The sequence below is a fragment of the Cellulomonas fimi genome (assembly GCF_012952065.1).
GTDB lineage: Bacteria > Actinomycetota > Actinomycetes > Actinomycetales > Cellulomonadaceae > Pengzhenrongella > Pengzhenrongella fimi_A.
Genome location: NZ_JABCJJ010000014.1, coordinates 74,961 through 85,206, shown reverse-complemented (window position 1 = coordinate 85,206; position 10,246 = coordinate 74,961). Strand labels below are relative to the sequence as shown.

General features: G+C 73.4%; 10 protein-coding genes and 1 pseudogene. 5 read left to right on the top strand and 6 right to left on the bottom strand.

Features of this window, described 5'->3' with window-relative positions; genetic code table 11:
• A pseudogene (locus HIR71_RS10490) lies at positions 1 to 218 on the top strand (IS5/IS1182 family transposase); the annotation flags it as partial.
• 154 nt (positions 219 to 372) lie between these two features.
• On the opposite strand, the gene lexA reads toward HIR71_RS10490, so the two are convergent.
• The gene (gene lexA, locus HIR71_RS10485) at positions 373 to 1,155 is read right to left on the bottom strand and encodes a transcriptional repressor LexA (RefSeq protein WP_311836216.1); all 783 of its coding nucleotides are present in this window, start codon (positions 1,153 to 1,155) and stop codon (positions 373 to 375) included.
• Between the two features lie 225 nt (positions 1,156 to 1,380).
• On the opposite strand from lexA, the gene HIR71_RS10480 reads away from it, so the two are divergent.
• Together HIR71_RS10480 and nrdR are read left to right on the top strand one after the other, a co-directional pair.
• Positions 1,381 to 1,725: a LysM peptidoglycan-binding domain-containing protein gene (locus HIR71_RS10480; RefSeq protein WP_169325006.1), complete on the top strand. Its 345-nt coding sequence runs from the start codon at positions 1,381 to 1,383 to the stop codon at positions 1,723 to 1,725.
• A gap of 166 nt (positions 1,726 to 1,891) precedes the next feature.
• Positions 1,892 to 2,398 (top strand): transcriptional regulator NrdR, encoded by a 507-nt coding sequence (nrdR, locus tag HIR71_RS10475; protein WP_169325005.1) that lies wholly within the window; start codon positions 1,892 to 1,894, stop codon positions 2,396 to 2,398.
• Between the two features lie 97 nt (positions 2,399 to 2,495).
• Here the strand turns inward: nrdR and HIR71_RS10470 are convergent, their stop codons facing one another.
• The 3 genes from HIR71_RS10470 to mgrA form a co-directional block, all read right to left on the bottom strand.
• A complete protein-coding gene (locus tag HIR71_RS10470) occupies positions 2,496 to 2,732 on the bottom strand; it encodes a hypothetical protein (RefSeq protein ID WP_169325004.1) in 237 nt (78 codons plus the stop codon).
• 133 nt (positions 2,733 to 2,865) lie between these two features.
• A complete protein-coding gene (locus HIR71_RS10465; RefSeq protein WP_169325003.1) occupies positions 2,866 to 4,326 on the bottom strand; it encodes a serine hydrolase domain-containing protein in 1,461 nt (486 codons plus the stop codon).
• Between the two features lie 120 nt (positions 4,327 to 4,446).
• Positions 4,447 to 5,496, bottom strand: coding sequence for an L-glyceraldehyde 3-phosphate reductase (gene mgrA, locus HIR71_RS10460; protein ID WP_169325002.1), 1,050 nt, complete (start codon positions 5,494 to 5,496; stop codon positions 4,447 to 4,449).
• A gap of 62 nt (positions 5,497 to 5,558) precedes the next feature.
• On the opposite strand from mgrA, the gene HIR71_RS10455 reads away from it, so the two are divergent.
• Both HIR71_RS10455 and HIR71_RS10450 read left to right on the top strand, forming a co-directional pair.
• Positions 5,559 to 6,356 carry an HAD hydrolase-like protein gene (locus tag HIR71_RS10455; RefSeq protein ID WP_211374028.1) on the top strand — a complete coding sequence of 266 codons (798 nt, stop codon included), beginning with the start codon at positions 5,559 to 5,561 and terminating at the stop codon, positions 6,354 to 6,356.
• The gene (locus HIR71_RS10450; protein WP_169325001.1) at positions 6,353 to 6,553 is read left to right on the top strand and encodes a DUF5302 domain-containing protein; all 201 of its coding nucleotides are present in this window, start codon (positions 6,353 to 6,355) and stop codon (positions 6,551 to 6,553) included. Before HIR71_RS10455 ends, HIR71_RS10450 begins: the two co-directional genes overlap by 4 nt.
• Positions 6,554 to 6,568: 15 nt before the next feature.
• Here HIR71_RS10450 and serA read toward each other — a convergent pair whose 3' ends face one another.
• Together serA and HIR71_RS17690 are read right to left on the bottom strand one after the other, a co-directional pair.
• A complete protein-coding gene (gene serA, locus HIR71_RS10445) occupies positions 6,569 to 7,765 on the bottom strand; it encodes a phosphoglycerate dehydrogenase (RefSeq protein ID WP_169325000.1) in 1,197 nt (398 codons plus the stop codon).
• Positions 7,766 to 7,871: 106 nt separating this feature from the next.
• Positions 7,872 to 10,121: a HelD family protein gene (locus tag HIR71_RS17690; protein WP_169324999.1), complete on the bottom strand. Its 2,250-nt coding sequence runs from the start codon at positions 10,119 to 10,121 to the stop codon at positions 7,872 to 7,874.
• Between the last annotated feature and the right edge of the window lie 125 nt (positions 10,122 to 10,246).

Below are 10,246 nucleotides of genomic sequence, written 5' to 3'. Positions count from 1 at the left end.
AGAAGAGCGACCAGATCGCGGCTCGAAAACGCCGCGGCGCCAAGGGCGGACGCCCACCGACGTTCGACAAGAACGCCTACCGCGGCCGCAACGTCGTCGAACGCTCCTTCGTCCACGCCAAGCAGTGGCGCGCCCTGGCCACCCGCTACGACAAGCTCGCCATCACCTACCGCGCCGGCGCCACCCTCAGCGCCTGCCTCACCTGGCTACGCGCATAAGGGAGACACGCCCTAGTCCCGCACGAGCGTCGGGGGACGCTCCACCGGCACCCGTGTGCCGCGGCGCCGGCCGGGCCGTGCGCGGGCGGCCCGCGGCTGACCGGCGATCGCAGCGGTTCGGTGGTCCGCCCGCCCACCCGACGGTGCGCTCGGGTCAGAGGCTGCGCAGCACCGTGACGACGCGGCCGAGGATCTGTGCCTGGTCACCCGGGATGGGCGAGAAGGCGGCGTTGTGCGGCAGGAGCCAGACGTGGCCGTCCGTGCGCTTGAACGTCTTCACGGTGGCCTCGCCGTCGATCATCGCCGCGACGATCTCGCCGTTCTCCGCGACCGGCTGACGGCGGACCACGACCCAGTCGCCGTCGCAGATGGCTGCGTCGATCATCGAGTCGCCCGCGACCTTGAGGAGGAAGAGCTCGCCGTCGCCCACGAGCTGCCGGGGGAGCGGGAAGACGTCTTCGACGACCTGCTCCGCGAGGATCGGCCCACCGGCCGCGATCCGGCCGACGACGGGCACGTAGGACGGGGTCGGAGCGCCGTCACCCGCCGCGAGGTGCTCTTCGCCGAAGCCCGACGTCGCCGCAGCGGCGTCGTCATCGGAGCGGGCCCGCCAGCGCTGGATCGCGCGGGAGTCGTCAGGGTGCACGACCTCGATCGCGCGCGGCCTGTGGGGGTCCCGGCGCAGGTAGCCCTTGCGCTCGAGGGCGGTCAGCTGGTGCTTGACGCTCGACGGGCTCGTGAGGCCGACGGCCTCGCCGATCTCCCGCATGCTGGGCGGGTAGCCACGCTGCTCGACGGCTGACCGGATCGTCTCGAGCACGAGGCGCTGGCGCGCGGTCAGGCCGTCGCCGTCAGGAGCGCCGTCGGGCAAGGAGTGCACCGACGCGAGCGACGCCGCGTCCTGGGATCCCCGCGGGGTGTTCCCCTCAGCTGCCACCGTTCCTCCTCCTCGTCGGCCGGCCGCCCGAGACCACCGTGTCAGTGGCTCGTGGTGCGCTGTGCCTCGTCCCTGCAGCGTAGGAGCAGCAGGGCCGCGATTCAAACATCTGTTCGAGCGTGTCTCGACAGACCGCGCAAGGCGTGCTAGAAATCGTACAGGCGTTTGACGAACACCTGTTCGACCTTTCGCCAGGGACGGCACGCACGAGGGAAGGAGCAGGACATGAGTGCAGCGGTGATCCACCCCGAGGGCATCCGGTTTGGTTCTGCCGGCGCGGGCCCGCTGACCCTGACGGCGCGCGGTCGCCGGGTGCTGAGCCTCGTGGCCGTGCTCCTCGCCCTGGCCGTCGTCCTCTTCGGCGGGCGCGCCGTCGCCAGTGCGCCGGCCGGGCCCGTGGCCGTCGACACCTACACGGTCGGGGCCGGTGAGACGCTCTGGTCGATCGCGGGTGGGTACACCGCACCGGGTGAGGACGTCCGCGACACCGTCGCCGAGCTCGTCCGGCTCAACGGCATGGACGACGGGGGGCTGCGCGCCGGCGCGCAGATCCTCGTCCCGGCGGGGTGACGCGGCACTTCTGGCGCGCGTGGCGGCGCGGCTCTCGGTTCTCCAGATCTCTAGGTTTCCCAGATATAGTGCGCGCGCGGCGAGGCGCTCCCCAGATCTCGTCGTCCTCGGACCTGGTCCTCTTCGGGTGCGGGCGCCTACGCCGGGAAGCTGAGAGGGGATCGCCGTGCATTGTCCGTTCTGCCGCCACTCCGACTCGCGCGTCGTCGATTCCCGGACCTCTGACGACGGCGCCTCAATCCGGCGCCGGAGGCAGTGCCCGCAGTGCAACCGACGGTTCACGACGGTCGAGACGGCAAGCCTCTCCGTCGTCAAGCGATCGGGTGCGACCGAGCCGTTCAGCCGCGAGAAGATCATCAACGGGGTGCGCAAGGCGTGTCAGGGGCGGCCGGTCAGCGAGGACGACCTCGCCCTTCTCGCGCAGCGGGTCGAGGAGAGCATCCGCAGCACGGGCAGCGCCGAGCTGGACGCGTACGAGATCGGTCTGACGATCCTGGGGCCGCTCCGGGACCTCGACGAGGTCGCCTACCTGCGGTTCGCGAGCGTCTACCAGGCCTTCAGCTCGCTCGAGGACTTCGAGGCCGCGATCACGGTCCTCCGCGCCGAACGGGACTCGGCGGAGGACCACACCGACCAGGAGCTCACCGAGTCGGCGGAGTCCGCACAGTCATGAGCCGGTCCTGCCGTGGGCAGGTGACGGCAGATCGGGACCCGCAGGACGTGACGTGAGGGTGATGCGCGGTCTGGATCCGGCCCGGGTCAGGACCTCGTCAGAGCACCTCGAGCTTCGCGCTGTCGAGTGCGACGCGACGGCGGTCGCCGCCTCCGAAGTCGACGATGACGGCGCGGTCGCCGTCGAGGGCGACGACTCGACCGAGCCCGTGGCGCTCGTGCGAGACACGCGCTCCCACGGGGATCGGCTCGATCGCCGCATCGGCTGCTTCACGGGCGGCGTTGAACGGACTGTTGGGCAGGTGCCGGCGGAGACCGGTGGGTTGAGAAGGCATCGCCCCCATCATCCACCCCTGGAGGCGGAAGCGGAACCGGTTCGCGTTCCGGCTCGCCCGGTCGGCCCTGCTCCGGTCGATCCGGACGGGGGACCGGACCGCACAGCGACGTCGGGGGAGAGGCTCTCGGGCCTCAGGCCCGCACGCCGCCCCGGGAGACGCGCGGTTCGCGTCCGAGCGCAGCGAGGTACGCCTGCGCCGGGTACATCGTCTGGCCGCTGTCGGCACGGATGGAGGTGACGGTCCCGTCGGGTGCCCGCGTGTAGCGGAACGCCTCTCCGTAGCTGCCGTATCCCGTGCCGCCACCGATGCGGAGCCTCGAGTCGTCCTCGACGGTCAGGTGGACCGGGTGCTCGGTCGGCTCGGGGGATCCGGGGTCGAGCGCGTAGAGCCGCCCGCCCAGCCGGACGACATCGAGCCTTCCCCAGAGGTTCGCGAAGTGACCGGTGAACCGGTCGAGGTCGGGCGCGTCGTCGTCGGCGGGGACCTCGGCGGCGAGATTCACCAGGCGGACCACACCGGTGGCGAGGGCCGACGCCGGGCCGTCGATCGCGTTGGTGAGCACACTGACGGCGAACCTGTCGACGGGATCGACCATCGTGCGGGAGATGTGCCCCGGGAACCCCCCGCTGTGCCCGACCGTGCGTCGACCGCCGACCGCCGTGATGATGAGGCCGAGCCCGTAGTCCTCGCGATCGCGGCCGCTGGGCCACTCGGCCCGCTGCATCCGGCGCTTGGACGCGTCGCTGAGCAGTCGCTCGTCGCCCAGGTAGTGCGCCGCGGCGAAGCAAACCAGGTCCTCTGCGGTCGAGTACACGCCGGTCGCGGGCGCGAGCGCGCCCGTCTCCACGGGGTGGATCGTGAGCGGACCGGCGCCGTCCGCCGACGTCGCCCAGCCGGTGTGGCCCGTCGCGTACTCGGCCGCGCGCGCCGCGTCCCACTCGCCGCCGGTGTCGGCGAGCCCGAGGGGCTCCGCGATGCGCGTCGCGAGGTAGCGCGCGAACGACATCCCGCTCGCCTGCTCCACGACCAGGCCCAGGAGTCCGTAGCCGAGGTTCGAGTACTTGAAGCGCTCGGCGACGGGTCGCACGCCCGCCCCCGAGCCGAGGCCGGTCATCCGACGCAGCTCGCCGGCATCCGGGAACGGGTCGAACAGCTGCCAGAAGTCGCCGTCGTCCGAGTCCCGGCTCACCCCTGCACCGTGCGCAAGGAGGTCACGGAGGGTCGCCGTGCCGAGCTCCGTGCCGACGAGGTGGTCGAGCCACGCGTCGACGCGGTCGTCGAGTCGCAGGTGACCGCTCTCGACGAGCTGCAGCACCGCCGTCGCTGCGAACCACTTCGAGTGCGACGCGACCCGGAACAGGTGCTGAGGCGTCAGCGGGGTTCGGGAGCCGGCGTCGGCCACCCCGTAGGCCCGGGAGAGCACGAGCTCGCCGTCGTGCTCGACCGCGAGCTGGACCCCGGGCACGCGCTGGAGGCCGCGCTGCACCTCGACCCAGTGCGCGGCGTACCGCGCGGCGTCCGTGACCGCCGCGCCGATCGACGGGTCACGCCCGGTGGTCGCGCGGGCTGCGGGATCGGGCCGGGAGGTCATCGCAGCACGCTAGCCGGTCGGCTCGGCGTGCGGGGCGGCAGTGCCCAGGGTCGCCCGACCCCGTCGCAGCACCGGCGGGCCCGTCCGCGATCGCTCGCCTGCCGGAGGTCGCCCGACGCGTCAGAGGTCGCTGGATCGTGCGGCCCAGAGGTTCACCCCCGCGTCGACCGCGTGCTGGTCGATCAGAGCAAGCTCGTCATCCGAGAACTCGAGGTTCTCGAGGGCTGTCAGGTTCTCGTCGAGCTGGGCGACGCTGCTCGCCCCGAGCAGGGCCGAGGTCACGCGCGGGTCGCGCAGGGCCCAGGAGATCGCCATCTGCGCGAGCGACTGGCCGCGCGACGACGCGATCGCGGCCAGGGCACGGACGCGTGCGAGGTTGTCCTCGGTGAGGAACTCCTGGCGGAGCGACCCGCCGCGCGCCGCACGCGAGTCGGCCGGGACCCCGTCGAGGTACTTGGACGTGAGCATCCCCTGGGCGAGCGGCGAGAACACGATCGTCCCGAGCCCGTTCTCGCCGAGGACGTCGAGCAGCGAGCTGCCGTCCGCCCGCTCGTCGGGGCGCTCGACCCACCGGTTGAGCATCGAGTAGGACGGCTGGTGGATCGTCAGCGTCAGCCCGATCGTCCGCGCGACCTCGAGCGCCTCGAGCGTGCGGTGGGCGTTGTACGACGAGATGCCCGCGTAGAGGGCACGCCCGGAGTCCACTGCGGTCTTGAGCGCGCCGAGCGTCTCCTCGAGAGGCGTCGTCGGGTCGAACCGGTGGCTGTAGAAGATGTCGACGTAGTCGAGCCCCATGCGTGCGAGCGACTGGTCGAGCGAGGCGAGGAGGTACTTGCGGGACCCGCCGACGCCGTACGGACCCGGCCACATGTCGTACCCCGCCTTGGTGGAGATCACGAGCTCGTCCCGGTACGGCCGCAGGTCGGAGGTCACGATGCGGCCGAAGTTCTCCTCCGTGGAGCCGGGCGGCGGCCCGTAGTTGTTGGCCAGGTCGAGGTGCGTGACCCCCCGGTCGAACGCATGCAGGACGATCTCGCGCTGACGGTCGAGCGGGTCGCCCCCGCCGAAGTTCTGCCAGAGCCCGAGCGAGACGGCGGGCAGGTCGAGGCCGCTGCGACCGGTCCGGCGGTAGGGGAGGACGTCGTAGCGGTCAGGGTTCGCGAGGTGCATGGGTCGACGCTAACCCGCGGAGCCGTCGTGGCGGCAGTCGGGCGCCCCGGTACGCTCGCCGGGTGGCTGATCCGACTCGCACCCTCTTGTCGGACCCCTCCGACGCAACGGAGGGGTCCCGGTCCGCCGACGCACCGCCGTTCGACGTCGTGCTCTTCGATCTCGACGGCACGCTCACCGACCCGGCGATCGGCATCACGTCGTCCTACCGGCACGCGCTCGCCGCCGTGGGCCGCCACGCGGCCGACGACGCCGACCTCACCTGGGTGATCGGCCCACCGATCCAGGAGAACCTCGCGCTGCTGGGCGTGACCGCCGAGGAGCTGCCTCTCGCCGTCGGCGCCTATCGCGGGCGGCACGGCGAGGTGGGGCTCTACGAGGCCGAGGTGGTCCCCGGGATCCCCGAGCTGCTGGGTCGGCTGCGCTCGGCCGGCGTCCGGCTCGCGCTCGCCACCGCGAAGCCCACGGGTGAGGGAGCACGCACTCTCGAGCACTTCGGGCTGTCGGAGCACTTCGCCGTCGTGTCCGGGAACCGGCCGGACGGCTCGCTCACCAAGGCCGACGTCGTCGCGGCGGCGCTGCGCGAGCTCGGCGGGCCCGACCCGGGGCGAGCCGCGATGGTGGGCGACCGCCGCCACGACGTGCACGGCGCCGCCACGCACGGGCTGACCTCGGTCGGCGTGCGCTGGGGCTTCGCCTCGGTGGACGAGCTCGAGGAGGCCGGCGCCCAGCACGTCGTGACGACGGTTGACGAGCTCGGCGCGGTGCTCGGCCTCGCCGGCGAGCACCCCCCGAGCAGCAGCGCGCACCGCCCTGGTCCGCGCAGGACAGGGCACGACCGAGCGGGAGGACCACCATGACGCAGCAGGACCACGACGAGCCGGCCGAGGCAGGCGTGAGCGACGACGCCAAGGCGAGGTTCCGTGAGGCGCTCGACCGCAAGAAGGCCGCGCAGCACCGGACCGCCAAGGGACAGGCGAACACCGGCAACGTCCACGGGTCGGAGACGGCCGGACCGACGCAGCGGACGTTCCGCCGCCGCTCGGGCTCGTCCTGACCAGGACAGGTCGCGTCAGGACAGGACGCGCAGCCGGATGGTCTGCGGCATCTCGCGCAGCGCCTCGACGGACTCCCGGTCCAGCCCCGAGCCGATGTCGCTCACGACGTATCCCGTCTCCCCGCGCGTGGCGAGCAGCTGGCCCTCGATGTTGACGCCGTGCTCCGCGAGCGTCGCGTTCACCGCCGCGAGCACGCCGGGCGTGTTGCGGTGCAGGTGGGCGAGACGGTGGCTGCCGGTGGACTGGACGAGGGCGAGGTTGGGCAGGTTGACGCTGAGCGTCGTCGTGCCCGTGGTCAGGTAGTCGCGCAGCTTGTGCGAGACGAACTGGCCGATCGCCTCCTGCGCCTCCTCGGTCGACCCGCCGACGTGCGGCGTGAGGATGACGTTGGGCAGCCCGCGGAGCTCGGACTCGAACGCGTCCCCACGCCGCTTGGGCTCGACCGGGAAGACGTCGACGGCGGCGCCCGCGACGTGTCCGGCCAGGATCGACTCGCGCAGCGCGGCGTAGTCGACGACGAAGCCGCGCGACAGGTTGAGGAAGATCGAGCCGGGCCGCATGCGGGCGAGCTGCTTGGCGCCGAACAGGCCCGCGTTGCCGCTGCGGCCGTCCACGTGCAGCGTGACGACGTCCGCCGTCTCGAGCAGCTCGTCGAGCGTCTCCATCCGGCGCGCGTTGCCGAGCGCGAGCTTCTCGGCGGTGTCGTAGAACACCACCGACATCCCGAGGTTCTCGGCGAGCACCGACAGCTGGGTCCCGATGTTGCCGTAGCCGATGATCCCCAGCGTCCGCCCGCGGATCTCGTGCGAACCCTCGGACGTCTTCTCCCAGGTCCCGTCGTGCATCGCGCGGTCGAGCACGGTGAGCCGTCGGGTCAGCGCGATGATCTCCCCGAGGGCGATCTCGACGACCGAGCGCGTGTTCGAGAACGGCGCGTTGAACGCCGCGACGCCGCGCTTGGCCGCTGCCGCGAGGTCGATCTGGTTCGTCCCGATGCAGTACGCGCCGATCGCGAGCAGGTCGGGCGCGTTCGCGACCACCTTCTCCGTGACCTGGGTCTTGGACCGGATCCCGAGCAGGTGCACGCCGTCGAGCGCCTCGACGAGCTCGGACTCGTCGAGCGCACCCGCGCGCGTGGTCACCTCGATCCCGTGGGCCGCGAGGATCGACGCGGCGAGCGGATGGAGGTTCTCGAGGAGGAGGGCGCGCACGCCCCTATGGTGCGCCCCGGTCGACGTGCGCCCAAAGCGGTCCCGCCCCTCGGACGCGGGGGGGGGGGCGTCGCTGTGGCCTGGCGCCGGTCGCCCACCGGCGGTCTCAGACCTCGAAGCCGTCCGGGAGCGGCGCGTGGTGCACCACGCGGAGCTGCTGCGTCGGCCGGGTCATGGCCACGTACAGGTCACCCGCGCTCCCGGCCCCCACCTCGGCAGGTTCGACCAGGACCACGACGTCGAACTCGAGCCCCTTCGTCTCGCGGGGGGTGAGGAGCGTGAGCGGGGCGTCGAGCGCCGTCGGGCCCGCTCCGAGCGCCCCGGCCACGCCGGTCGACTCGACGGCCGCGCGGAGCGCGCGCACCCGGCCCGACGCCGCGACGACGGCCACGCGGCCGCCGTCGCCCCCTGCGAGCGACTCGAGCGCGACGGCGGCGTGCCCCGCCGCGGACGCCACGAGCGCCGGGTCGTCGTGCACCCGGTCGACCACGAGCGAGTCGGCCACGTCGCGTGCGGAGGTCAGCGGGCTCACGGGCAGGCCGGCCGCACGGGCGACGCGCTGCGCGGCGTCCGCGACCGCGGCGGGCGTCCGGTAGTTCACCGTGAGCTCCGCGAGCCGCCAGCTCGAGCCCAGCACCGGGTCGAGCGTCGGGTGCCACGACCGGGCGCCGCCACGGGCGCTCGTCTGGGCGACGTCACCCACGATCGTCATCGAGCGCGTCGGGACCCGCCGGAGCAGCATGCGCCACGCCATCGGCGAGAGCTCCTGGGCCTCGTCCACCACGACGTGCGCGTACGTCCACGTCCGGTCGGCGGCGGCACGCTCCGCCGTCGTCAGGCGCGGCCCGCCGCTCGCGAAGCGGTCCGCGAGGAGCTCGGCCGAGACGAGGCCCTCGTTGCCCGACGACTGCAGCACGCGGCGCGCGTAGTCGAGCTCGGCCGCCCGGTTCTCCGCGTCGACGCGCTGCTGCGCCCGCGCGGCCTGGTCGTCCTCGCCGAGCAGCTCGGCCGCCTCGTCGAGCAGCGGCACGTCGGCCGGGGTCCACGGGGCGCCGGGCTCGCGCGCGAGGAGGCGCCGCTCGGCGGGGGTGAGCTCGGGTGCGGCCGCCTCGAGGCGCGCCGGCCTGGCGTAGAGGTCCTCGAGCAGCTTCTGCGGCGTCGTCGGCATCCACGCGAGGTTGAGCGCGATCCGTACCTCGCGGTGCGAGCGCAGCTCCTCGTGGATCTCGCCGCGCTCGTCGGGCGGCAGCGGGTACCCGAGCTGCTCGACGTACTGGTCCCCGAGGCGCGCGAGCATCTCGCGGACGAACGTGACCCGAGCGAGGTTGTGCGGCCGGTGGTTGCGGCGTGCGCGCGCGATCGACTCGCCGACGTCGTGCGGTGTGACGACGACGGTCCGGCCCTCGACGCGGATCTCCTGGGGACGTGCCGGCACCCGCTGCCGCTGCCGCACCGCGCGGGCGACCACCCCGGCGAGGGCGGGGCGGCCCTTGAGCTCCGCGACGGCGTCGTCCTCGGCGCCGGTCGCCACGAGGCGCGGGTAGAGCTCGGCGATCGTCGTGGTCACGACGCCCGTCTCGCCCAGGGAGGGGAGCACCTGGTCGATGTAGCGCAGGAACACCCTGCTCGGGCCGACCAGGAGGACGCCCGACCGCTCGAGCAGCCGACGGTGCGCGTAGAGCAGGTAGGCGGCGCGGTGCAGCGCGACGGCCGTCTTCCCGGTCCCGGGGCCGCCCTGGACCACGAGGGCGCCCGACAGCTCGGAGCGGATGATCGCGTCCTGCTCCGCCTGGATGGTCGCGACGATGTCCCCCATCCGGCCCGTCCGGCCGGCGGCGAGCGCGGCGAGCAGCGCGCCCTCTCCCGTGAGGCCGGCGGCGACGTCCGCCCCGCCCGGCGTCCCGGCACCGATCGCGTCGAGGTCGAGCACCTCGTCCTCGAGGCCGGTGACCGACCGGCCGCGGGTCACGAGGTGCCGACGACGCACGACGCCGTCGGGGTGCGCGGCTGTCGCGCGGTAGAACGCCTGCGCCGCCGGGGCGCGCCAGTCCGTGAGCATCGTCGAGTGGTCGGCGTCCGTGAGGCCGATCCGGCCCACGTACCGGCGGTCGCCGTCGCGCAGGTCCAGGCGCCCGAAGGCGAGCCGGTCCTCGACCGCCTCGAGCTGCGCGACCCGGTCCTCGTAGAGCGTCGCGAACGCGTCCCGCTCGCTCCGGTTCTGCGGCGACCCGGACGGACCGTCACGGCGGACGTCCCGCAGGCGTTCTCGGGTCTGCGCCCGGAGAGCGTCGAGCCGGTCGTAGAGCGCGTCGACGACCTTCTGCTCGCCGCTCAGCTCTGACTCGCGCCCCGCCATCGTGTGCTCCCGCCCCAGACCTCCCGGCCGTGCGGCCGGTCGCCGCCCGTGCGGGCGGCCGTCCATTATCCGCACTGCGGGGGACGCGTGCACGCCCCGTCCGGAGAGGCGCGCCGGGCGTGCCT

What these genes read in the sequence shown, in the direction of transcription:
- HIR71_RS10480 (WP_169325006.1), top strand. Translation starts at nt 1,381, where the DNA reads ATGAGTGCAGCGGTGATCCACCCCGAGGGCATCCGGTTTGGTTCTGCC.
- HIR71_RS10470 (WP_169325004.1), bottom strand. Translation starts at nt 2,732, where the DNA reads ATGCCTTCTCAACCCACCGGTCTCCGCCGGCACCTGCCCAACAGTCCG.
- HIR71_RS10465 (WP_169325003.1), bottom strand. Translation starts at nt 4,326, where the DNA reads ATGACCTCCCGGCCCGATCCCGCAGCCCGCGCGACCACCGGGCGTGAC.
- mgrA (WP_169325002.1), bottom strand. Translation starts at nt 5,496, where the DNA reads ATGCACCTCGCGAACCCTGACCGCTACGACGTCCTCCCCTACCGCCGG.
- HIR71_RS10450 (WP_169325001.1), top strand. Translation starts at nt 6,353, where the DNA reads ATGACGCAGCAGGACCACGACGAGCCGGCCGAGGCAGGCGTGAGCGAC.
- HIR71_RS17690 (WP_169324999.1), bottom strand. Translation starts at nt 10,121, where the DNA reads ATGGCGGGGCGCGAGTCAGAGCTGAGCGGCGAGCAGAAGGTCGTCGAC.